Origin of the sequence: Rhizobium sp. RAF36 (assembly GCF_052114105.1) — a bacterium.
Lineage (GTDB): Bacteria > Pseudomonadota > Alphaproteobacteria > Rhizobiales > Rhizobiaceae > Rhizobium.
Genome location: NZ_JBFREC010000013.1, coordinates 88,652 through 109,138 on the forward strand (window position 1 = coordinate 88,652; position 20,487 = coordinate 109,138).

The 20,487-nt window shown below is 61.0% G+C and carries 22 protein-coding genes and 1 tRNA gene; 15 read left to right on the forward strand and 8 right to left on the reverse strand.

The genetic code is table 11. The features are described from left to right. Positions 1 to 177 precede the first annotated feature (177 nt). Positions 178 to 387, forward strand: a complete 210-nt coding sequence (locus tag AB4Z25_RS28515; RefSeq protein ID WP_112386110.1) for a hypothetical protein — start codon at positions 178 to 180, stop codon at positions 385 to 387. Positions 388 to 551: 164 nt separating this feature from the next. Next, complete coding sequence (locus AB4Z25_RS28520) at positions 552 to 839, forward strand: hypothetical protein (protein ID WP_112539022.1); 288 nt, start codon at positions 552 to 554, stop codon at positions 837 to 839. Positions 840 to 909: 70 nt separating this feature from the next. Here the strand turns inward: AB4Z25_RS28520 and AB4Z25_RS28525 are convergent. Next, positions 910 to 994: transfer RNA gene (locus AB4Z25_RS28525), tRNA-Leu, on the reverse strand. Positions 995 to 1,114: 120 nt separating this feature from the next. Continuing rightward, positions 1,115 to 2,410, reverse strand: coding sequence for an MFS transporter (locus AB4Z25_RS28530; RefSeq protein ID WP_112539021.1), 1,296 nt, complete (start codon positions 2,408 to 2,410; stop codon positions 1,115 to 1,117). Positions 2,411 to 2,536: 126 nt separating this feature from the next. Here AB4Z25_RS28530 and AB4Z25_RS28535 point away from each other — a divergent pair, with 126 nt between their 5' ends. Next, positions 2,537 to 3,124, forward strand: a complete 588-nt coding sequence (locus tag AB4Z25_RS28535; protein WP_112386107.1) for a TetR/AcrR family transcriptional regulator — start codon at positions 2,537 to 2,539, stop codon at positions 3,122 to 3,124. 19 nt (positions 3,125 to 3,143) lie between these two features. Here AB4Z25_RS28535 and AB4Z25_RS28540 read toward each other — a convergent pair whose 3' ends face one another. Continuing rightward, the gene (locus tag AB4Z25_RS28540; RefSeq protein WP_112539020.1) at positions 3,144 to 4,124 is read right to left on the reverse strand and encodes an aldo/keto reductase; all 981 of its coding nucleotides are present in this window, start codon (positions 4,122 to 4,124) and stop codon (positions 3,144 to 3,146) included. A gap of 167 nt (positions 4,125 to 4,291) precedes the next feature. Here AB4Z25_RS28540 and AB4Z25_RS28545 point away from each other — a divergent pair, with 167 nt between their 5' ends. Beyond that, positions 4,292 to 5,920, forward strand: a complete 1,629-nt coding sequence (locus tag AB4Z25_RS28545) for an AMP-binding protein (RefSeq protein ID WP_112539019.1) — start codon at positions 4,292 to 4,294, stop codon at positions 5,918 to 5,920. On the opposite strand, the gene AB4Z25_RS28550 is transcribed toward AB4Z25_RS28545, so the two are convergent. The 3 genes from AB4Z25_RS28550 to secA all read right to left on the reverse strand — a co-directional run bounded on the left by AB4Z25_RS28550 (position 5,917) and on the right by secA (position 11,489). Beyond that, positions 5,917 to 7,194 (reverse strand): GNAT family N-acetyltransferase, encoded by a 1,278-nt coding sequence (locus tag AB4Z25_RS28550; protein WP_112539018.1) that lies wholly within the window; start codon positions 7,192 to 7,194, stop codon positions 5,917 to 5,919. The two genes, AB4Z25_RS28545 and AB4Z25_RS28550, sit on opposite strands and share 4 nt — an antisense overlap. Next, positions 7,194 to 8,609 (reverse strand): lipopolysaccharide biosynthesis protein, encoded by a 1,416-nt coding sequence (locus AB4Z25_RS28555; protein ID WP_112539017.1) that lies wholly within the window; start codon positions 8,607 to 8,609, stop codon positions 7,194 to 7,196. The genes AB4Z25_RS28550 and AB4Z25_RS28555 overlap by 1 nt, the downstream gene beginning before the upstream one ends. Positions 8,610 to 8,774: 165 nt before the next feature. Then, on the reverse strand, positions 8,775 to 11,489 hold the full coding sequence (secA, locus tag AB4Z25_RS28560; protein ID WP_112539016.1) for a preprotein translocase subunit SecA: 2,715 nt from the start codon (positions 11,487 to 11,489) through the stop codon (positions 8,775 to 8,777). Between the two features lie 250 nt (positions 11,490 to 11,739). Between secA and AB4Z25_RS28565 the strand changes: the two genes are divergently transcribed. The 6 genes from AB4Z25_RS28565 to AB4Z25_RS28590 all read left to right on the forward strand — a co-directional run bounded on the left by AB4Z25_RS28565 (position 11,740) and on the right by AB4Z25_RS28590 (position 15,808). Then, entirely contained in the window at positions 11,740 to 12,627 is an 888-nt protein-coding gene (locus tag AB4Z25_RS28565; RefSeq protein ID WP_112386101.1) for a peptidylprolyl isomerase, read from the forward strand. Positions 12,628 to 12,685: 58 nt separating this feature from the next. Beyond that, positions 12,686 to 13,927, forward strand: coding sequence for a bifunctional glutamate N-acetyltransferase/amino-acid acetyltransferase ArgJ (argJ, locus tag AB4Z25_RS28570; RefSeq protein ID WP_112539015.1), 1,242 nt, complete (start codon positions 12,686 to 12,688; stop codon positions 13,925 to 13,927). After that, positions 13,896 to 14,717, forward strand: coding sequence for a GNAT family N-acetyltransferase (locus tag AB4Z25_RS28575; RefSeq protein ID WP_112539014.1), 822 nt, complete (start codon positions 13,896 to 13,898; stop codon positions 14,715 to 14,717). Before argJ ends, AB4Z25_RS28575 begins: the two co-directional genes overlap by 32 nt. Then, positions 14,714 to 15,127: an 8-oxo-dGTP diphosphatase MutT gene (mutT, locus tag AB4Z25_RS28580; RefSeq protein WP_112539013.1), complete on the forward strand. Its 414-nt coding sequence runs from the start codon at positions 14,714 to 14,716 to the stop codon at positions 15,125 to 15,127. Before AB4Z25_RS28575 ends, mutT begins: the two co-directional genes overlap by 4 nt. Before the next feature lie 124 nt (positions 15,128 to 15,251). Beyond that, a complete protein-coding gene (locus AB4Z25_RS28585) occupies positions 15,252 to 15,569 on the forward strand; it encodes a hypothetical protein (RefSeq protein ID WP_112386097.1) in 318 nt (105 codons plus the stop codon). Between the two features lie 65 nt (positions 15,570 to 15,634). Then, on the forward strand, positions 15,635 to 15,808 hold the full coding sequence (locus tag AB4Z25_RS28590; RefSeq protein WP_112517670.1) for a Flp family type IVb pilin: 174 nt from the start codon (positions 15,635 to 15,637) through the stop codon (positions 15,806 to 15,808). Positions 15,809 to 15,817: 9 nt separating this feature from the next. Here AB4Z25_RS28590 and AB4Z25_RS28595 read toward each other — a convergent pair whose 3' ends face one another. Next, positions 15,818 to 16,699 carry a methyltransferase domain-containing protein gene (locus AB4Z25_RS28595; RefSeq protein WP_112539012.1) on the reverse strand — a complete coding sequence of 294 codons (882 nt, stop codon included), beginning with the start codon at positions 16,697 to 16,699 and terminating at the stop codon, positions 15,818 to 15,820. 76 nt (positions 16,700 to 16,775) lie between these two features. Here AB4Z25_RS28595 and AB4Z25_RS28600 point away from each other — a divergent pair, with 76 nt between their 5' ends. The 5 genes from AB4Z25_RS28600 to AB4Z25_RS28620 are packed head-to-tail and all read left to right on the forward strand — an operon-like array spanning position 16,776 to position 19,715. After that, positions 16,776 to 17,552 (forward strand): ComF family protein, encoded by a 777-nt coding sequence (locus AB4Z25_RS28600; protein ID WP_112539011.1) that lies wholly within the window; start codon positions 16,776 to 16,778, stop codon positions 17,550 to 17,552. 33 nt (positions 17,553 to 17,585) lie between these two features. Then, positions 17,586 to 17,843, forward strand: a complete 258-nt coding sequence (grxC, locus tag AB4Z25_RS28605) for a glutaredoxin 3 (protein ID WP_112517668.1) — start codon at positions 17,586 to 17,588, stop codon at positions 17,841 to 17,843. Between the two features lie 9 nt (positions 17,844 to 17,852). Then, on the forward strand, positions 17,853 to 18,710 hold the full coding sequence (locus AB4Z25_RS28610) for a carbon-nitrogen hydrolase family protein (protein ID WP_112539010.1): 858 nt from the start codon (positions 17,853 to 17,855) through the stop codon (positions 18,708 to 18,710). Further along, the gene (locus AB4Z25_RS28615) at positions 18,707 to 19,135 is read left to right on the forward strand and encodes a DUF1178 family protein (RefSeq protein ID WP_112539009.1); all 429 of its coding nucleotides are present in this window, start codon (positions 18,707 to 18,709) and stop codon (positions 19,133 to 19,135) included. The genes AB4Z25_RS28610 and AB4Z25_RS28615 overlap by 4 nt, the downstream gene beginning before the upstream one ends. A 1-nt stretch (position 19,136) precedes the next feature. Then, complete coding sequence (locus tag AB4Z25_RS28620) at positions 19,137 to 19,715, forward strand: DUF3291 domain-containing protein (protein ID WP_112539008.1); 579 nt, start codon at positions 19,137 to 19,139, stop codon at positions 19,713 to 19,715. An 11-nt stretch (positions 19,716 to 19,726) separates the two neighbouring features. Here the strand turns inward: AB4Z25_RS28620 and ubiG are convergent, their stop codons facing one another. After that, positions 19,727 to 20,473 (reverse strand): bifunctional 2-polyprenyl-6-hydroxyphenol methylase/3-demethylubiquinol 3-O-methyltransferase UbiG, encoded by a 747-nt coding sequence (ubiG, locus tag AB4Z25_RS28625; protein WP_112539007.1) that lies wholly within the window; start codon positions 20,471 to 20,473, stop codon positions 19,727 to 19,729. Between the last annotated feature and the right edge of the window lie 14 nt (positions 20,474 to 20,487).

Here is a 20,487-nt window from a genome sequence, read left to right on the forward strand (position 1 = left end):
TGATTTGGACAGCATGGCCGCGGTGCGCAGGAATTTTGGCAGGAAATGTGCCTGCGCGGCATCTGGAATGACCCCTCGCGCAAGCATTCCGTCAAGGTTGCAACAGCCTGAAGCCAGTTTCGGCGCTCAATATGAGATTGCACTAAAACAGTCGATGCCATCTCATTGGAGAATTCCATGCGAGAATTAGGAACTGTTGCGGCGGCCGCCAGCCACTACTGCGATGATACTGTCGAATTCGGCTATGTCAGGGAGGTCTTTCTCGAGGATGAGGCCTGCTGGGGCGTCTTCGACGCCGACGGCGACGTCATCTTCGTTGGCGATGATCTCGATGAATGCCGCTCCTTCGCTGCGAAGGAAGAGATACGGATACAGCTGATCCACTAGGAACGGCATTCGGCAGGGTCCTTGCCGCTGGCCTGTTATGAGGCGGTGGTAACCGAATTGCCGCGTAATTTTGCAAAAAATACGAATCCGGCCGCTTTTTTGAGGGTGTTCGCCAAATATGTGCTAAGGCCCCCTCAGAAACTTAAAACAGGCCTTTTACAATTATGATCGAACTTACCCCCGCCCTCATCTCTGCGCTGAAGCTTGCCAAGGACGGCGACCTTCATCCCCAGACCACGAACAAGTGGACTCATGAGAACGCCACCGTGACCTACGCAAAGAACGACCGGTGGAAAGAGCGTCCGCAGAAGATCAAGTCCGTGACGCCCAAGTCGATCGAAGAACTGAGCGGATCCGGCCTCATCGAGCGCCGCAACCTCGACACCGACGCCGCCAAGGATGTCTACGGCATCACCATGGCCGGCAAGATGTGGCTGCTGAAGAACAAGTAGGCGCAGACGGTTCGGCAGGCTTCGCCGGCACGCGACGGGACGCAGCCCTGAGGGCTGCTTTTCCGGGAGGTGGTGCCCCATGCCGGAGTCGAACCAGCACTTCTTTCGAAACTCGATTTTGAGTCGAGCGCGTCTACCAATTCCGCCAATGGGGCAACGGATACCGACGGGCGGGTGTCTAACATGCGATTGCCCGCGCATGCAAGACGGCGGGCGGGCTTATCCGGCTGATTTGATATGGCTTCCGGCGCAAATGCGCCGGAAGCCATTTTTCGTTAGTGGGCGACGGCGGACCCGGCGCTGCCAAGGCCCGGCTTTTTCAGTGTGATCGCCAGGATCGAGGCGAGCAGGCAGAAGGCGCCGGCGATGAAGAAGGCCGGAAGATAGCTCTGAAGCTCGGTGCGCGACAGGCCGGCGCCGTAGGCGGCGGTTGCTGCGCCCAGCTGATGGCCCGCGAAGACCCAGCCGAAGACCAGGCCGACCTTCTCCTTGCCGAAGCGATCGGCGGCGATCTTGACGGTCGGCGGCACAGTGGCAATCCAGTCGAGACCGTAGAAGACAGCGAAGATCGACAGGCCATAGAAGGTGAAGTTGCTGAAGGGCAGGAAGAGCAGCGAGAGGCCGCGCAGGCCATAGTACCAGAACAGCAGCCAGCGATTGTCGAAGCGGTCCGAGAGCCAGCCGGAGCCGATCGTGCCGAAGAAGTCGAAGATGCCCATGACGGCCAGAACGCTGGCGGCTGCGACCGGAAGGATACCGAAATCGCCGCAGAGCGTGACGAAATGCGTCTGGATCAGGCCGTTGGTGCTGAGGCCGCAGATGAAGAAGGTGGCAAACAGGATCCAGAAGGTCGAGGTTCCCGAAATCTCCTTGAGGACGACAAGCGGCATCTTCAGAGCGTCGATCAGCGTGCCGCGGGCGGGCGCCGCCGTCACGTGTGCCTCGCCGACAGACGGCAGGTTCAGGTCGGATGGCCGGTCGCGCATGAAAAGAAGGACGATGAGGGCGGCGACCATGATCATGGCGCAGACGAAGAAGACCGTCGAGCGCCAGCCGAAGCGCTCGGTCAGCTCCGCCATCAGCGGCAGGAAGACGAGCTGGCCGGTCGCCGAGCTGGCCGAGAGCATGCCGACGACGAGGCCGCGATGCTTGGTGAACCAGCGGGCCGAGACGGTTGCGGCAAGGACCATGGCGGTGAGGCCGGTGCCGAAACCGACGACGATGCCCCAGAGCACCAGCAGCTGCCAGAGCGAGGTCATAAACAGCGAGCCGATAAAGCCTGCGCCGATCAGGCCGAGGGCGAAGACGATGACCTTGCGGACGCCGAAATAATTCATGAAGGCAGCGGCGAAGGGGCCCATCAGCCCGAAGAGGATAAGGCGGATCGCCAGGGCAGAGGAAATCTGCGAGGTCTCCCAGCCGAATTCGTCCTGTAGCGGCTTGATGAGAACGCCGGGTGCGCCCATGGCGCCTGCTGTCACCAGCATGGTCAAGAAGGTGGCGGCGACGATGATCCATCCGTAGTGAATGTTTCGCCGGGCGAGGGTTGAGGCTAGCGCTGTGGATACCATGGGGCGTGTTCCATTCAGAGGGCTGATCAATACATCACCGATTTAGATGATGGTCATCATATTTGTTGCGTATTGATGATCGGCATCATATAAATTGTCAAGCGACCAATTTCAGGAATTGTTTTGATGCGTGTCAGCCGCGAAAAATTTGCCGAAAACCGTGAGAAGATCATCCAGGCGGCGGGTGTGATGTTTCGCGAGAACGGCTTCGATGGCGTTGGTGTTGCCGACATCATGAAGGCCTGCGGGCTGACGCATGGCGGTTTCTACGGCCACTTTCAGTCGAAGGACGAATTGCAGATCGAGGTCAGCCGGGCGCTGGTCGCGCGGGTTGAGGTGCGCTGGAAGGAGTTGATCGCGCAGTCTCCTGATCGGCCGCTGGAGGCGCTGGTCGAGCACTATGTCTCCTGGCGGGCCGTCGATGATCCCGGCAACAGCTGCGTCTTCGTCTCGCTGATGGACGAGGTCGGGCGAAGCACTGGCGCGGTACGCGAAATTTTCAACGATGGCTTCGAGAAGCTTGCGGCAATCCTGGCTGAAGTCGTCCCCGGCGACACGCCAGAAGAACGGCGCAAGAACGGCTTTACCACGCTGTCGTCGATGATGGGGGCGGTCAGCCTGGCGCGGGCCGTCCAGAGCCGCGAACTGGCGGCGCAATTCCTCTCGTCGATGCGTGAAAAGTTGGCGCCGAAATCGGCGCCGCTCAAGGTTTGAGACGGCGCCGGCCGTTTGCTTATTTGAAGCCTTCGACGCGGTGGGGAATATAGGGCTCTTCGAGGGCTGCGATCTCTTCCGGCGTGAGCTTGACCGCCAACGCGGCGACGGCATCGCTCAAATGACCCGGCCGCGAGGCGCCAATGATAGGAGCCGTGATGGCGCTCTTCTGCAGGATCCAGGCCGTTGCGATCTGCGCGCGCGGCACGCCGTGTTCCTTGGCCAGCCGGCCGACGGTGTCGATGATCTTGCGGTCGGATTCTTCGGCCTGGCGGTAGAGCGTCTTTCCGAATTCGTCGCTTTCGGTGCGGGCCGTCTGCTCGTCCCAGTCGCGCGTCAGGCGGCCGCGGGCAAGCGGGCTCCAGGGAATGACGGCGATCTTCTGGTCCTGGCAGAATGGCAGCATCTCGCGCTCTTCCTCGCGGTAGAGCAGATTGACGTGATCCTGCATGCTGACGAATTCGGTCCAGCCGTTGAGGCGCGAGGTATAGACCATCTTGGCAAATTGCCACGCATGCATCGAGGAGGCGCCGATATAGCGGGCCTTGCCCGATTTCACGACGTCATGCAGTGCCTCCAGAGTTTCCTCGATCGACGTCGAATAGTCGAAGCGATGGATCTGGTAGAGGTCGACGTAATCGGTGCCGAGGCGGCGCAGGCTGTTGTCGATCTCATCGAAGATCGCCTTGCGCGACAGGCCGGCGCCGTTCGGGCCCGGGCGCATGCGGTTGAAGACCTTGGTGGCGAGCACGATGTCTTCGCGCTTGGAAAAGCTCTTGATGGCCCTGCCGACGATCTCTTCGGAAGAGCCGTCGGAATATGTGTTGGCGGTGTCGAGGAAGTTGATGCCGAGATCGATCGCCTGCTTGAGGATGGTGCGGCTTTCCTCTTCGCCGAGCGTCCAGGCATGGTTGCCGCGGCCGGGATCGCCGAAGGTCATGCATCCGAGGCAGATTTTCGACACTTCGAGGCCGGTCTTGCCGAGTTTTACATAATCCATTGAAATGACTCCGTGATTGAATAAACGCCGCCGCCTGCCGGATAATCTAGGGCGAATACGGGCGAAGTGTCAGCAGGCTGCGGGCAGAAATTTGCAGTGTCCGGCCACTCGCTTGCGCTTCGGTGCTACAGGGTGTTAGCTGGTGCAGCATCGACTGGACCTAACCTATGAAATTGCCCGACTTCGATCGGTACGACGATCTCTACCGTGAATTTGCATGGGACATTCCAGGTGATTTCAATATCGGCCGGGCGGTCAGCGACGATTGGGCTGCAAGAGAGCCTGGCAGGATCTGTCTCGAACATTTCAACCCTGACGGCCGCCATCAAACGATGAGCTATGGCGAGCTTTCTCAGAGGTCGGCGTCACTCGCCAACGCGCTGGTTTCGCTCGGTATCCGGCGGGGCGATCGCGTGGCATTGCTGCTGCCGCAATCCTTCGAAACGGTCATTTCGCATGTCGCGATCTACAAGATGGGCGCCATTGCCCTGCCGCTCGCGCTGCTTTTCGGTGTCGAGGCGCTGGAATACCGGCTGAAGACGGCAGGTGCATCGGTTGTCATCACCAATGCCTTCGGGATGACACGGATCGCGGAAATCCGCGACCGGCTGCCCGAACTGAAGACGGTGGTTTCAATAGACGGCGGAGAAGCACTGTCCTTCTCGGATCTGGCCGCAACGCATTCGCCTGTCTTCGAGGTTGCCGAGACCGGGCCTGACGATCCGGCGTTGATGATCTTCACCTCGGGCACGACCGGTCCGCCGAAAGGCGCACTGCATGGCCATCGCGTGCTCGCGGGCCATATTCCAGGCATGCAGTTTGCTCACGAGGGGTTCCCGCAGGCGGGCGACAAGGTCTGGACGCCATCCGACTGGGCCTGGGCGGGCGGATTGCTGAATGCGCTGCTGCCAAGCCTGCTGCTCGGCGTGCCCGTGGTTTCATCACCAGCCCAGAAATTCGATGCGGACATGGCCTACCGGATCATGGCCGAGATGCATGTGCGCAACGCCTTCATTCCGCCAACGGCGCTCAGGCTATTGAAGGCTGGCGGCGATCTGCACCAGAAATACCATCTTGATCTGCGCACAATCGGTTCGGCGGGCGAGTCTCTCGGCCGCGAGACCTATAACTGGGTGCGCGATGCGCTGGGAATGACCGTCAACGAATTCTACGGTCAGACTGAGTGCAATTTTGTGATCTCCTCAAGTGCCGCCGCCGGCGTTTCGAAGGCGGGGGCGATCGGGCGGCCGGTGCCGGGGCATCTGGCTGCCGTCGTCGATGACAAGGGCAACGAGCTGCCGGTGGGGCAGACCGGGCAGATCGGTGTCAGGGCGCCGGATCCGGTGATGTTTCTTGGCTACTGGAACGATGATGACGCGACGGAGCGCAAGTTCGCCAACGGCTGGCTGCTGACAGGAGATCTGGCGCATCAGGATGAAGAAGGCTTCATCACCTTCGAGGCGCGCGACGACGACGTCATCACCTCATCCGGATACCGGATCGGGCCGGCGGAGATCGAGGATTGCCTGTCCGGTCACCCCGCGGTGCAGCTGGCGGCGGCGGTCGGCAAGCCGGACCCGGTCCGCACCGAGATCGTCAAGGCCTATGTCGTGCTGTCACAGGGCTTTGCGCCAAGCGCGAAACTTGCCGCCGAAATCCGCGACTGGGTGAAGATGCGGCTCTCGATGCATGAGTATCCGCGTGAAGTGGAATTCGTCGATGCGCTGCCTTTGACGACGACTGGTAAGGTGATCCGGCGAACGCTGCGGGAGCGCGCCGCCGCAGAGACCGCCTAGCCGCGTCCGGCCAGCGACATGATCTTGGCGCGCAGCATTTTCGCCATGTTGCGGGTGTTGCTGTACATGTGCAGCTGGGTTGCCGCCTGGCGCACGTCCCGGTCGCCGTTCTGCGACAGGCCGATGACCAGCGTTCCCATCTCTTCGCGCTCCTTCCAGAAGCGGCTCATGATCGGGTGGCCCGGAATGGCGCAGGAATCGGACCTGATGATGTTAGCGTCGTCGAGATGCCATTCCGTCAGCTCGCCCATCAGCAGCTTGCCGGGCGAATAGCGGGCAAACTCCTCGTCATAGGCGGTTTTCCAGGTGTAGGCTTCGCCGCCCATCATCAGTACGACGATGGCGGCAATCGCCTTGCCGTTAAAGTCGATGGTGTGAATACGGACCGCGTCGATGGCTGCCAGATTGGAGACGGCTTCGCGGGCGAAGGCGGTGTGATAGCGGTCGGTGGCGAGCGCGCTGCGCTTCTTGCCCTTCCATCCGCCGGCTTCCATGGCGAGAAACTGTTCGAAGCGCATATGCACGTCGCGCGGCTGGCGGGCGACGCTGTAGGTCACCGTGCCCTTGTCCTCAAGAAGCCGCCATTGCCGGCGCATCTCGCGCATGTGCGACGAGGATACGGAGCTTGTGAGATAGACGGCGGCGTCTTCCTCGCTCTGCAGCATCGGACGCTCGAAGGGGTTGGTCATGGTGATCGGCAGGTTGCGGCTCAGCGCGACGGCTTTGACGAGCCGGGCGAAAATGCCGTTCAGCCGCAGATCCGGCAGGACGAGAATCGGGGGCAGCCTGAGATCGCGGATCGTCAGGCCCTCGAAGAGATTGTCGAGCGTCTCGGCAGCATCCTCGGCATCGACAAGCGGCGTTCCAAGTGGCGCGAAGCTGTTCGACCACGCACGGATGATCGATGGGCCGACGGCAAAGCCCGGCTTCTCGACGGAGAACGGCATCAGGAAGCGCATACGGCTGCGGTTGCCGCCGGTATCACGCATCAGCGCGAAGCTGACCTGCCGGTCGTCGAGGCGCGGCATGGCGGGCGCCAGGAAGCGGCCGGTAAAGAAGACGTTCGGTTCGATCGCCCGGTTCGACAGGAAGTCGAGTTCATCCTGCAGCTCGTAGCCGAGCTTGCCGGGATAGACGCAAAGCTCGCGACCCGGGCGGCCGATCTCGACGCAGGCCTCGGCCTGCGGTCCCTCGAAATTCAGCGAGGCGAGCTCGTGAACCATTCGGTTGGTGGTAGCGTCGGTGGACTCGGTATTCGGAGGGGTGCGCACCATCAAGGGGCCTTCCTGTCTGCCTGCGCAGTCGCCGGGCGGCTGAATGCAAAAAGTACGATGCCAAGCGTGCGCCGCACAGCGATATGAAGAAGTGTTGCCTCGACGGCCATCGCCGATGCCGTGGCGATCGCGGTGCCGATGGTTCCGAGGTGAGGGATAAGGGTCAGGTTCAGCGTGATATTGGCCGTCAGCGCGCCGGCATAGAGGGCAGCGCAGAGGTTCTGCTTGCCTGCCATCATCAGCAGCATTTCGGCCGGACCAACCAGCGCCTTGGCAAGAATGCCGGCAAGCAGGATCGCCATCAGCACATAGCCAGCGGTGAAGGCTCCACCGAACAGCGATAGAAGCAGGTGGCCAGCGGCAAGGACCGCGAGGCCGACGCCAAGTGCCGGCCAGAACGTCCATCGCGCAGCGTCGGCGGCGGCAGAGGCGAGCTCGCCCCTCGTGCCGTCGGCGATTATGCTGGAGAAACGCGGGCCGGAGGCAGCCTTTACCGAAAACATGATGAACTGCACCAGCGCCATGGTTTTGGCTGCAGCGAAATATATTGCGACATCATGCGGCTCAAGGAAGATGCCGACGATGACGACATCGGAGTTGGTTAGCAGGAAGCTGGCACCCTCGATCAGAAAGATCGGGAAGGCGACGCTCAGCCAAACGATGAAATCAACCTTGCGGTCTCCGGTGTCGTAGTGGTGGCGCAGGCGCAGCAGCGTTGCGGCATATTGGCCAAGCGCCGTGACGTAGGTAGCGGCGAGGGCGGCCTGCATCGCCGTGACCGCGGTGTGATCGGCACCCATCGCGTTCGCGATGAGCATAAAGACGATAATCAGTACCGGCCGGATGATATAGATCGGGCTCAGGGCCATGACCGGCCAGTGATTGGCGCGCGAAGTGCCCTCCAGAACGTCGCCGAGCGCAATCATCGGCAGAGCGAGAAGGCCAAGGAAGCCGGGGATCAGATAGTAGGTCGCAATCCTGTCGCCAAAGAAATGCAGGCCTGCCATGCCAAACACCATCAGCAGCGAACCGGAAAGGATCGCGAAAATGCGGGCGGTGCCAGTCAGACCGCGGATTTCCTCGAAAGCGCCCGATGCCTTGTATTGCGGCAGGAAGCGAACGATCGCGGTGTGGAAACCGAGGCAGGAGAGATCACCGAAAAGAACGATCAGTACCCAGATGAAGACGTAGATGCCGTATTCCCACTCGCCCATCAGCCGCGCAAGAATGATCTGAGAAACGAAAGCAAGGGCGGCGCTGAGGATGCGGATTGCGAAGGCCGTCAGCGCCATGCGCTGGGCGGTCGCCTTGCCATCCCGCTGGGTCAGCACGGCGGCAAGCATATGCAGAACCCGGCTGCCGGCGGGACGCAGGCTCGCAGGCAGCATTTTTTCCGCCGTCTCAATGACTGCCATAATGAACACGCACAACCCAGAACTCAGGCAAATCGTATCGTCAGTCTTGCCAGATCAGGGTTAAGAAACGGTTGTGGCGCGTCCGCGGCGCTTAATATCGCGGTTGTCTGTGCCGCAAATGAAAATGCCGCCCGGAGGCGGCATTTTCATTGTCTATCCAAGCTCTTACGCTTCGGCAAATGCGCCGTGGCAGTGCTTGAACTTCTTGCCCGAGCCGCAGGGGCAGGCTTCGTTACGGCCGATCTTGCCCCAGGTGGACGGGTCGTTCGGGTCGCGGTTCTCGGGAGCGACGATGACTTCCGAAGCCTGGTAGGCCGTCGCAAACTCGTTCTCGCCGGTCGCCGGGTCGAGGTGCTGTGCGTGCATGACCGGGAGTTCCGGTTCGGCCGGCGCCTGCTGGACCAGTTCGACGCGCATCAGCTGAGCCGTCACCGCCTGGCGAAGGTTGTTCAGCAGCGACTGAAAGAGCTCGAAAGCTTCCGACTTGTATTCCTGCAACGGATCGCGCTGCGCATAGCCGCGGAAACCGATGACCGAGCGCAGATGATCGAGATTGACGATGTGTTCGCGCCAGAGATGGTCGAGCGTCTGCATGACGATCGAGCGCTCGACATAGCGCATGATGTCATCACCGAAGCGTTCGGCCTTTTCCGTGAAGGCGGCGTTGGAGGCTTCGGTCAGGCGCTCGCGGATATCGTCTTCGCCGATACCTTCTTCCTTGACCCAGTCTTCGACGGGCAGATCGAGGTTCAGCAGGCTGACGACCTGTTCCTTCAGACCGGCAGCATCCCACTGTTCGGCGTAGGCGCGCTCGGGGATATGCTTTTCTACGAGGTCTTCGATGACTTCGCGGCGCATATCCGAAACGGTCTCGGCGATATTGGCCGATTCCATCAGCTCCAGGCGCTGGTCGAAGATGACCTTGCGCTGGTCGTTCAGAACATCGTCATACTTGAGCAGGTTTTTGCGGATGTCGAAATTGCGGGCTTCGACCTTCTTCTGGGCGCGCTCGAGGGCCTTGTTGATCCAGGGATGGACGATCGCTTCGCCTTCCTTGAGGCCGAGCTTCGTCAGCATCGAATCCATGCGGTCGGAGCCGAAGATGCGCATCAGGTCGTCCTGAAGCGACAGGTAGAACTTCGAACGGCCCGGGTCGCCCTGGCGGCCGGAACGGCCACGCAGCTGGTTGTCGATACGGCGGCTTTCGTGACGCTCTGTCGCGATGACGTAGAGACCGCCTGCAGCAATCGCCTTTTCCTTGAGCTGCTTGATCTCTTCGCGGATCGCCTCGACCTTCGCGTCGTATTCGGGACCGGGCTCGACGCCATCGAGCTCGCGCTCGACACGCATATCGAGATTGCCGCCGAGCTGAATGTCGGTACCGCGGCCGGCCATGTTGGTGGCGATCGTGACGGCGCCGGGGACGCCGGCCTGTGCGACAATATAGGCCTCCTGCTCATGATAGCGAGCGTTGAGGACCTGGAAGTCCTTGAAGCCCTGCTTGCGCATCATGTCGGCCAGCAGTTCGGACTTCTCGATCGAGGTCGTGCCGACCAGCACCGGCTGATTGCGCTTCTGCGCCTCGGCGATCTCGGCGATGATCGCCTTGAACTTCTCTTCGAAGGTCCGGTAGACCTCGTCGTCCTCGTCGATACGCTGGATCGGCAGGTTGGTCGGTACTTCGACGACTTCGAGGCCGTAGATGTTGCCGAACTCTTCCGCTTCCGTCTGCGCCGTACCGGTCATGCCGGCAAGCTTGCCGTACATGCGGAAGTAGTTCTGGAACGTGATCTGCGCCAGCGTCTGGTTCTCAGGCTGGATTTTGACCTTTTCCTTGGCTTCGAGTGCCTGGTGCTGGCCTTCCGAATAGCGGCGTCCCGGCATCATGCGGCCGGTGAATTCGTCGATGATAACGATCTCGTCGTTGCGGACGATATAGTCCTTGTCGCGCTGGAACAGCTTGTGGGCCTTCAGCGCGTTGTTGACGTGATGGACGATCGCGACGTTTTCGATGTCGTAGAGTGCGTTGCCCTTCAGCAGGCCGGCCTGCTTCAGCAGGTTTTCAAGCTTTTCGGTGCCTTCTTCGGAGAAGTTGGCAGAGCGCTGCTTTTCGTCGATCTCATAGTCGCCGTCCGAGAGGAGCGGGATATAGGCATCGATCGTGTTGTAGAGATCGGAGCGGTCGTCCAGCGGACCGGAGATGATCAGCGGCGTGCGCGCTTCATCGACGAGGATCGAGTCCACTTCGTCGACGATCGCGAAGTTGTGGCCGCGCTGAACCATCTGGTTCTTCTCGTACTTCATGTTATCGCGCAGATAATCGAAGCCGAGCTCGTTGTTGGTCGCGTAGGTGATGTCGCAGCCATAGGCGGCGGCGCGTTCCTCGTCGGAAAGGCCGTGGACGATGACGCCCGTGGTCAGCCCGAGGAAGCCGTAGACCTTGCCCATGGTCGCCGCGTCGCGCTGCGCCAGATAGTCGTTGACGGTGACGACGTGCACGCCCTTGCCGGAAAGCGCGTTCAGATAAACCGGCAGGGTTGCGACCAGTGTCTTACCTTCACCGGTCTTCATCTCTGCGATATCGCCGGAGTGAAGGATCATGCCGCCGACGAGCTGTACGTCAAAAGGTCGCATGCCGAGTACACGGCGCGAGGCCTCGCGGACGACCGCGAAGGCGGGCACCAGGATGTCGTCGAGCGTCTTGCCTTCGGCGAGGAGCTTGCGGAACTCGACCGTCTGAGCGGCGAGCTGTTCGTCGCTCAATGCCCGCGTCTTTTCTTCAATCGCATTGATGTCTGCGACTTTCGGCTGGAAAGACCGCACGCGGCGGTCATTGGCAGAGCCAAATATCTTGCGGGCAAGGCCGCCAAAGCTGACCATATGACTGGTCCTTTCTCAATATTCTTCCCCGGCTTTTCTTATACGAATGCCCAGCCGAAAATCAGGCACGCGTCTCGAAACGCCAGGAAACTTTTCTGGACGCGAGGTTGCGTGACAGATAAGAGGGGGGTCGAATGATGTCAACGGATTTGGCTGATATAGAAAGGCCACATTCCAGTGTTGAACGCTGTTTTGGGCTGGATTCACACATGATGCTGAAGCCGGCGGTGTAACTCTGAAAGGTTATTTGATGTTGAGCTACAACAAACTTGCCGTGATGGCGGTCGCGACCTTCGTTGCGTTCCATGCGCCGGTCTATGCTGAAGACAAGCCGGATGCCGTCATTGCCAAGGTTGGCACTCTGGAAATTCATCAGTCGGAACTGGATCTGGCGATCGCCAATCTCGATCCGCAGCTGGCCCAGCTGCCTGACGATCAGAAGAAGGTCGCAGCGCTATCCGCCGCCATCGACGTAAAGCTGCTCGCCGGCGATGCCGCCACGGAAAAGCTAGATCAGACCGACGAGTTCAAGAAGCGCCTTCAGTATCTGACGGACCGCGAACTGCACAACGCCTACTTCAAGAAGCATGTTGTCGACACCGTCACCGATGACGAAGTGAAGGCGCGCTACGACAAGGAAGTCGCCGCTCTTCCGAAGCAGGAAGAAGTCCACGCCCGCCACATCCTGGTGAAGACCGAGGACGAAGCCAAGGACGTCATCAAGCAGCTCGACGCCGGCAAGGATTTCGCAGAGCTCGCCAAGGAAAAGTCCACCGACCCGAACAAGGCTGACGGCGGCGATCTCGGCTATTTCACCAAGGGCCGCATGGTCAAGGAATTCGAAGACGCAGCCTTCGCGCTCGACAAGGGAACCTACTCGAAGACCCCTGTGAAGACCGATTTCGGCTATCACGTCATCAAGGTCGAAGATAAGCGCGACGCACCTCCGCCGCCGTTCGATCAGGTCAAGGATCAGGTTCGTCAGCTCGTCATGCGCGACAAGTATCTTGCTCTTCTCGCTTCCGCGAAGGAAAAGTCCAAGGTCGATATCATGGACGAAACCCTGCGCAAGGGTTACGAGGATGCGAACAAGCAGCCGGCGCCGGGTCAAGAGCCCGTCGTTCAGCCGCAGCAGTAATCATCACTATTCGGGCCCGGTTCTTCCGGGCCCTTCACTATCAGGCAGGTCCATCACAATGTCCGGTTCCGTTTCTCCACTCGCCCCGAAGACCTTCGCATCCATGCCTGCGCTACGCGGTGTGCGCATGGCGACCGCTTCCGCAGGCATCAAATACAAGAACCGGACCGACGTGCTGATGATGGTCTTCGACAAGCCTGCCTCGGTTGCGGGCGTTTTCACGCGTTCGAAGTGCCCTTCGGCGCCTGTCGATTTCTGCCGCGCCAACCTGCCGCATGGCATTGCCCGCGCCGTCGTTGTCAATTCCGGCAATGCCAACGCCTTTACTGGCCTCAAGGGTCGCGCTGCGACCGAGCTGACGGCGAAGTCGGCTGCCGCCGCCGTCGGCTGCGGCGAGAATGAAATCTACCTGGCATCGACCGGCGTTATCGGTGAGCCGCTGGATGCGACCAAGTTTGCTGGTGTTCTGGATGCCATGCATCGCGATGCGAGCGGCGATTTCTGGTTCGAAGCTGCCAAGGCGATCATGACGACCGATACCTATCCGAAGGTCGCCACGCGCAGCGCCGAGATCGGTGGCGTGACCGTCACCATTAACGGCATCGCCAAGGGCGCCGGCATGATCGCGCCCGACATGGCGACGATGCTGTCCTTCGTGGTGACCGACGCCGATATCGCCCCGGCTGCCCTGCAGGCGATGCTGTCCGAGGGCGTCGGCCCGACCTTCAACTCGATGACCGTCGATAGCGACACCTCGACGTCCGATACGCTGATGCTGTTTGCAACGGGTGCGGCTGCGGCAGACGGTCAGGCCCGCGTCGAGCGCGCCGACGATGCCCGCCTCGCGACTTTCCGCGTCGCGCTCAACGAAGTGCTCAAGGATCTCGCCCTGCAGGTCTGCCGCGATGGCGAAGGCGCCACGAAGATGCTGGAGATCACCGTGACCGGCGCCGAGAGCGACGCTGCCGCAAAGCGCATCGCGCTTTCGATCGCCAATTCACCGCTGGTGAAGACGGCGGCTGCCGGCGAAGACGCCAATTGGGGGCGTATCGTCATGGCTGTCGGCAAGGCCGGCGAGATGGCGGACCGCGACAGGTTGGCGATCTGGTTCGGTGACGTGCGCGTTGCCGTCAACGGCGAGCGCGATCCCGGCTACTCCGAAGAGGCCGCCTCGAATGTGATGAAGGAGCAGGATATTCCTGTCAAAGTCGATATCGGCCTCGGGAATGGTCACGCAACGGTCTGGACCTGTGACCTCACTAAGGAGTATGTGGCGATCAACGGCGACTACCGGAGCTGATCGTTCATTGACTGAGACTTCTTCAAAAAGTGCAAATTTGCCGCTGGTGCGCAGGCTCGAGGCCGTCGGGTTCCGGGCCTGGCCGGCCTCGTCCGTGCAATATGACGGCAGCTGGCAGGTGCGTTTGACGGCCGGTCATCCGTCCAACCGTCTGAATTCGATCGTTCCGCTCGATCCGTCCGATCATCGCGACATCGAAATCCGCGTGGAAAAGGCGAGCCGCAAGTTCGAGGCCTATGGCCGCCCGGCGGTTTTGCGGCAAACGCCGCTCTGCTCACCGTTGCTGGTGGATCTGGTGGCAGCGCAGAACTGGACGCATTTCGACGAGACGATCGTCATGACCTGCGATCTGACACAGGCAGATCTTCCGGATACACTCGATCATCTCCCGACCCACGATATCGGCCGCTTCGTCGATGCCAATCTGGCGACCGATCAGGTCTCGGCCAAACTGAAGCCGGCGCTTGCCGAAATCATCAATGCGATCAAGCCGCCATCCGGCTTGTTCATGATCGAGGATCCGGAGACCGGTCCGCTGGCGACAGTGCTCTGCGTTCAGGACAACGATCTCGCGGGCATCATGTCGCTTTCGGTCGCGCGGGGACGCCGCCGCGAGGGGCTGGGTCTCGAAATCCTGACGTCTGCGCTGCGCTGGGCACGGATGCGCTCTGCGCGCTCCGCCTGGCTTCAGGTAAAGGCGGATAATGTGCCGGCGCTCGCTCTTTACGAGCGGATCGGCTTTCGCGAAGCCTATCGCTACAGCTACTGGCGCAAGGATCGCTGCGGATGAGCGAGGCAGGCAAGAAGATTCTTCTAGTCGTCGCCTGCGCGCTGATCGATTCCGATGGGCGCATTCTTCTGGCGCAGCGCCCGGAAGGGAAATCGCTTGCAGGGCTCTGGGAATTTCCGGGCGGCAAGCTGGAGCCCGGCGAGACGCCGGAGGAAACGCTGGTGCGGGAGCTCGAGGAAGAGCTCGGCATCAAGACCAAGGTCGCCTGTTTGGCGCCGCTGACTTTCGCCAGCCACAGCTATGACACATTTCATTTGCTGATGCCGCTTTATGTATGCCGCCGCTACGAAGGCGTTCCGCAGGGCCGCGAAGGCCAGGCGCTGAAATGGGTTAAGCCCATGGCATTGCGCGATTATCCGATGCCACCGGCCGACGAGCCGCTGATACCGATGCTGCAGGATCTACTTTAGAGATTTCTCACGATTTACTTTCACGGATGGTTTTTGTCCGCGGATATTAATCGATCGTTTATCACCTTCTGCCAAAGATCGGCCTCAATCAAGCAACTGGCGTGTGTGTGTAAAGGCTTGACGGATGGACGACGATTTCTGGAAAGCAGTCAGAGAGAAGCAGCAGAGCTCGAATGCCTCGCGCAGGACGGGCGCGCTTAATCTTGCCTTGCTGTTCGGCACAGCCGCGGTCGCCCTGACGTTGATCCTCACGCCGATGCTCGCCGATAAATCGAAGTCCAGCGTGTTTGCCAGCGTGCCGACGGAATTCGACAACATCACGACGGGCTCGATCCCCAAGACCGAGAACGGCAAGCGCTACACAATCCGCCGCAGCGTGCTCCAGGAAAGCCCTGGCTCCGTCTGCGTCGTCCAGGGGTACGGTTCGGGCGCCGGCTGCTGAGGGAAGACCGTCTGCCGGGGCGCAGAGGAAAAGGTCACCGCCATATGCGGGAAAGGTTGGGGGTAATGCGTTCTCTGAAGGCTTTGATCGCGGATATCCGCGGCGCCACCGCCGTTGAGTATGGCTTGCTAGCGGCGTTGATATCCGTCGGCATCATTGCCGGTGTCGGTACCTTCGGCAACAATCTCCAGAACGTACTGACGAATGTCAGCAACACGATAGCCGCCCACAACCCGTAAATCAGCGCTTCACTGCTTCAGTTTGTGCTCTTCGACGCGTAGAGCATCGGCAAGGCGTGCCTTCGCCGATCCCGGCTGAAGGGGCTTCTGCTGGCTCTCATGAGGAGCCCATCCCGAGACGTAGATGATCGAGAATGTCGCGCGGATCCGGCCATCCGGATCGGAGTAGCGCTCGGCGTAGATTTCGGCTGCGCGCAGAAAGAAGGCGCGGGTCAGTGGCTTGCGGCTGCGCGCGGCGAGCGGGTTTGCCATCCCCATCGCCCGCAGATCCTTCATCAACTGAAAGATCGAATCGTAGCGCACGGTATAGGTTTCGGCATCGATGACAGGCAGCGAAAAGCCGGCGCGCTGCAACAATCCGCCGACATCGCGTACATCGGCAAAGGGAATGACGCGGGGGCTGGCGCCGCCGGTCATTTCGGCCTCGGTCGCCAGCAGAACGTCGCGCAGTTCCTGCAGCGTTCCAGCGCCGGGAATGGCTGCCAGGAACAGGCCGTCAGGCCGCAGTGCACGCTTGATCTGGATGAAGACGCCGGGGGTGTCGTTGGTCAAATGCAGGCTGAGCGGCGCGATGACGAGGTTGGCGGATTGCGGTTCGAGCGGAACATCCTCCAGCGGCGCGACCTGAAGTTCGCCGGGAGCGCCGGAAACATCCTGCACTTCGATGCGCCTGAGATCGCCGATCTTGCCGGTTGCCAATGCGGCGCGCGCCGCCGCGCCCGTCGCGCCGTGCAGTTCGACGGCGTGCTCGAAGGTGCGCTCGACCACCGACAGTCTCTCGGCCAGCTCCTCGGCGGCGATATCGAGAAGGAACGCGGCCTTCGGATCGCCTGCCTGCAAGGCGCGGTGGCGGTGTGCGGCGATCGCCGCCCTGTCGAAAATGATATCCATGCGACGTGAATAGTCCCGTCATTCTCAAGCGGCAAGACGGATTTTCCTTTGCTGGAAAACCAGCTAGCTTTCGTCTATGGGGGCGATCGATTTCGGCAGGCTGAGAGAATCCGGACGGACGCTTGTCCTCCAGCCCTTTCGCATGCTTGCGGATCTGGTTTATCCGCCGGCCTGTTCGGCCTGCGGGGCGCTGACCGCTGGGCATCGAGGGCTCTGTGCCAAATGCTGGTCTGGCGTGCGCTTCATCGAGCGGCCCTATTGCGAGGTTCTCGGACTTCCCTTCTCGCACGATCTTGGCGCCGGAATTCTCTGTGCCGAAGCGATCGCAAACCCGCCGCCCTTCGACCGGCTGCGCTCTGCCGCCATCCATGACGAGGCCGTCCGCGATCTCGTTCATGGCCTCAAATATCGCGACCGTGTCGATCTGGCGCCGATGATGGCGGGCTGGATGCTGCGCGCAGCCGACGGCACAGTCGAGATTTGCGACGCAATCATTCCGGTGCCCTTGCATCGCTCGCGGCTGTTGTCGCGCAAGTTCAATCAGGCGGCCGAGCTGGCGCGGCATATTGCCAGTCTATCCGGCAAGCCGCTGCTTCCGGCAACGCTTTTGCGCGTCAAACGGACCGAGCAGCAGGTTGGTCTCGGCGCCCGTGCCCGCGAGGACAATGTCCGGGGAGCCTTCGCGCTGGCGCGCGGCCGCGAAAACGACGTCTTCGGCAAACGTGTCGTGCTCGTCGACGACGTTTATACGACAGGGGCGACAGTGGCTGCGGCAACGCGCGCCTTGCGCAAGGCGGGAGCCGCCGACATCAGTGTTTTGACCTTTGCAAGGGTCCTTTCAGAACCTATATGACTAGTGAAAACAGGCACCCGTCTGGAGACAGAGATGACACCGGTAACGATCTATACGCGACAGGCTTGCGGCTATTGCGCACGTGCAAAATCCCTTCTCGAACAGAAGGGTGTCGACTATGTCGAGCATGACGCGACCTTCTCTCCCGATCTTCGTCAGGAGATGATCGGCAAGTCGAATGGCCGATCGACATTCCCGCAGATTTTCATCGGTGGCGAACATGTCGGCGGTTGCGACGACCTCTTCGCACTCGATCGGGCCGGCAAGCTCGACCCGATGCTCGCAGCCTGAGCCGAAACCATGGTCTTCAAGGCTGCTGCCGTTCAAATGTGTTCAGGTGTCGATCCGGCGCGAAACGCCGTGTCGATGGCGCGGCTGGTTCGTGAGGCCGCCGGACAGGGCGCGACCTATATCCAGACACCCGAGATGACGGGAATGCTGCAGCGGGATCGGGCAGCCGCCAAGGCGGTTCTGCGCGGCGAGGCTGACGATATCATCGTCAATACCGCATCGGAGCTTGCTGCCGAACTCGGCATCTACATGCATGTCGGCTCGACGGCGATTGCGCTCGACGACGGCAAGATGGCCAATCGTGGTTTCCTGTTCGGGCCCGATGGCAAGGTGATGAACCGCTACGACAAGATCCACATGTTCGATGTCGATCTCGATAATGGCGAGAGTTGGCGCGAAAGCGCGGCTTACAGGCCTGGTTCCGAGGCCCGCGTCGTTTCGTTGCCGTTTGCCGAAATGGGCTTCACCATCTGCTACGACGTCCGCTTTCCCGCGCTCTTCCGCGCTCAGGCGGTTGCGGGTGCCGAGGTCATGACGGTGCCTGCCGCATTCACCAAGCAGACCGGTGAGGCGCATTGGGAAATCCTGCTGCGCGCCCGAGCCATCGAAAACGGCGTTTTCATCATTGCGGCGGCGCAAGCCGGCGTTCACGAGGATGGACGCGAGACCTTCGGGCATTCGATGATCATCGATCCCTGGGGACGCGTGCTGGCTTCTGCAGGCGGAACCGGCGAGGCCGTCATCGTCGCCGATATCGATCCGGCCGCCGTCAAGGCGGCGCATGACAAGATCCCGAACCTGAAGAATGGCCGTGAGTTTTCGATCGAGAAAATACCGGCAGCAATGAGCGGGGGCGCGGCCGCTTGATCCGCTATTCCCTCAGTTGCGAGAATGCGCACGAATTTGAAGGCTGGTTCTCCGAGAGTGCTGATTTCGATCGTCAGCTCGCCTCCGGCTTTCTGACCTGTCCGGTCTGTCAGTCGGCAACGATCTCGAAGGTGCTGATGGCGCCTTCGGTTTCGACGGCGCGCAAGAAGGACGAAATCAAGACCGTCGCCATGGATGCGGTGCGCCGCGAAGCGTTCCTGAAGCTCAAGCAGGCGGTTGCCGAGGTCAAGGCGAATTCCGAAGACGTCGGCACCAAGTTTCCCGAAGAGGCGCGCAAGATCCACTACGGCGAGGCGGATGCACGCGGCATCATCGGTCAAGCCACCGCGCATGAGGCGCAAGAGCTGATCGACGAAGGCATCGAGATCGCGGCGCTGCCGGTTCTGCCCGATGACGTGAACTGACATGACGGCGGAGCGCCTGGCCTTCTACAATTTTGGCCTCCACGTCGCTCCTCCGGAAAGCGAGACCATCCAGGGCTTTGTCCTGCGCGAGCCGCTGAACTTCGAGGCGGCGACGCGTGCCAGCGGCTTCCTCGGCCGCTCGGGTTATCCGGGCGTGCCCGGCACCAGAAGCTGGGGTGGGCAAGTCTTTCCGCGTTACATCGAGGGCAGCGGCTTCACGTCCGCGCCATCATCGCTCTCACTCTGGGCTGATATCGAGTCGCTGATGGCGTTCAGCTACAATGGCGTGCATGCCGAGGCGCTCAAGAATGCCCGCAGCTGGAATGTGAAGCCGGCATGGCCGCCGCTCGTGCTCTGGTGGGTTTCCGCAACGCATCGGCCGGATTGGGGGGAGGGTGCTCAGCGGCTCGAGCATCTCGACGACCACGGACCAAGCCCGCACGCATTCACGTTCAAGCAGCCTTTCGGGCCTGATGGTGCCGAGTTGTCGATCGATCGGGAGCGGGTCAAGGAGCTTGCAGCGCGTAACGCCGAACGCCAGCAGGATCTGCTCGAACGGGTTGGCAAGCTGAAGGTCTGAAGGCGTCTCTCTTACCGCTGGCGTTTCGCCAGCAGCATGAAATTGACGTCCATGTCCTTCGACAGGTTCCATTGATTGGAAAGCGGATTGAAGAACACGCCCGTGCGGTCGATGATTTCGAGGCCGTTTTCCGTCATCGGCTTTTCCAGCTCTTCCGGACGCACCAGCTTCTCATATTGATGTGTGCCGCGCGGCAGCCAGCGCAGGATGTTTTCAGCGGCAAAGATCGCCAGTGCGGCGGCCTTCATTGTTCTGTTGATGGTGGCGACGAACATCATCCCGCCGGGGCGGACCATCCTGGCGCAGGTCGTCATGAAGAATTCAACGTCAGCTACGTGCTCGACGACTTCCATGTTCAGGACGATATCGAAGGTCTCGCCGGCCTCCGCAAGCTGCTCGGCCGTGACAGCGCGGTAATCGACTGAAACACCCGATGCCTTGGCATGGGTGGAGGCGATGCCGATGTTCTTCTCAGAGGGGTCGGCGCCGACGACTGTGGCGCCCATCCGAGCCACGGGCTCCGACAGCAGTCCGCCGCCGCAGCCGATATCGAGAACGCGCAGACCTTCGAGCGGCTTCGGGTTTTTCGGATCAAGCCCGAAGTTCTCCGCCGCCTTGTCGCGGATGTAGGTCAGCCGTACCGGATTGAACTTGTGCAGCGGCTTGAACTTGCCGGTCGGGCTCCACCACTCCGCCGCCATCGCCGAGAAGCGGTCAACTTCGCTCTGGTCGATCGTGCTCTTCGCGGCTTCGCTCATCGGTCTGCTCCTTG

Excerpts from the sequence above, each read along its gene's own strand:
- AB4Z25_RS28595 (WP_112539012.1), bottom strand. The coding sequence starts at position 16,699 with ATGGATATCATTTTCGACAGGGCGGCGATCGCCGCACACCGCCACCGC.
- AB4Z25_RS28545 (WP_112539019.1), top strand. The coding sequence starts at position 4,292 with ATGAAATTGCCCGACTTCGATCGGTACGACGATCTCTACCGTGAATTT.
- AB4Z25_RS28600 (WP_112539011.1), top strand. The coding sequence starts at position 16,776 with ATGGGGGCGATCGATTTCGGCAGGCTGAGAGAATCCGGACGGACGCTT.
- grxC (WP_112517668.1), top strand. The coding sequence starts at position 17,586 with ATGACACCGGTAACGATCTATACGCGACAGGCTTGCGGCTATTGCGCA.
- AB4Z25_RS28530 (WP_112539021.1), bottom strand. The coding sequence starts at position 2,410 with ATGGTATCCACAGCGCTAGCCTCAACCCTCGCCCGGCGAAACATTCAC.
- argJ (WP_112539015.1), top strand. The coding sequence starts at position 12,686 with ATGTCCGGTTCCGTTTCTCCACTCGCCCCGAAGACCTTCGCATCCATG.
- AB4Z25_RS28515 (WP_112386110.1), top strand. The coding sequence starts at position 178 with ATGCGAGAATTAGGAACTGTTGCGGCGGCCGCCAGCCACTACTGCGAT.
- AB4Z25_RS28550 (WP_112539018.1), bottom strand. The coding sequence starts at position 7,194 with ATGGTGCGCACCCCTCCGAATACCGAGTCCACCGACGCTACCACCAAC.
- AB4Z25_RS28535 (WP_112386107.1), top strand. The coding sequence starts at position 2,537 with ATGCGTGTCAGCCGCGAAAAATTTGCCGAAAACCGTGAGAAGATCATC.
- AB4Z25_RS28620 (WP_112539008.1), top strand. The coding sequence starts at position 19,137 with ATGACGGCGGAGCGCCTGGCCTTCTACAATTTTGGCCTCCACGTCGCT.
- AB4Z25_RS28520 (WP_112539022.1), top strand. The coding sequence starts at position 552 with ATGATCGAACTTACCCCCGCCCTCATCTCTGCGCTGAAGCTTGCCAAG.
- secA (WP_112539016.1), bottom strand. The coding sequence starts at position 11,489 with ATGGTCAGCTTTGGCGGCCTTGCCCGCAAGATATTTGGCTCTGCCAAT.
- mutT (WP_112539013.1), top strand. The coding sequence starts at position 14,714 with ATGAGCGAGGCAGGCAAGAAGATTCTTCTAGTCGTCGCCTGCGCGCTG.
- AB4Z25_RS28575 (WP_112539014.1), top strand. The coding sequence starts at position 13,896 with ATGTGGCGATCAACGGCGACTACCGGAGCTGATCGTTCATTGACTGAG.
- AB4Z25_RS28565 (WP_112386101.1), top strand. The coding sequence starts at position 11,740 with ATGTTGAGCTACAACAAACTTGCCGTGATGGCGGTCGCGACCTTCGTT.
- AB4Z25_RS28585 (WP_112386097.1), top strand. The coding sequence starts at position 15,252 with ATGGACGACGATTTCTGGAAAGCAGTCAGAGAGAAGCAGCAGAGCTCG.
- AB4Z25_RS28590 (WP_112517670.1), top strand. The coding sequence starts at position 15,635 with ATGCGTTCTCTGAAGGCTTTGATCGCGGATATCCGCGGCGCCACCGCC.
- ubiG (WP_112539007.1), bottom strand. The coding sequence starts at position 20,473 with ATGAGCGAAGCCGCGAAGAGCACGATCGACCAGAGCGAAGTTGACCGC.
- AB4Z25_RS28555 (WP_112539017.1), bottom strand. The coding sequence starts at position 8,609 with ATGGCAGTCATTGAGACGGCGGAAAAAATGCTGCCTGCGAGCCTGCGT.
- AB4Z25_RS28610 (WP_112539010.1), top strand. The coding sequence starts at position 17,853 with ATGGTCTTCAAGGCTGCTGCCGTTCAAATGTGTTCAGGTGTCGATCCG.
- AB4Z25_RS28540 (WP_112539020.1), bottom strand. The coding sequence starts at position 4,124 with ATGGATTATGTAAAACTCGGCAAGACCGGCCTCGAAGTGTCGAAAATC.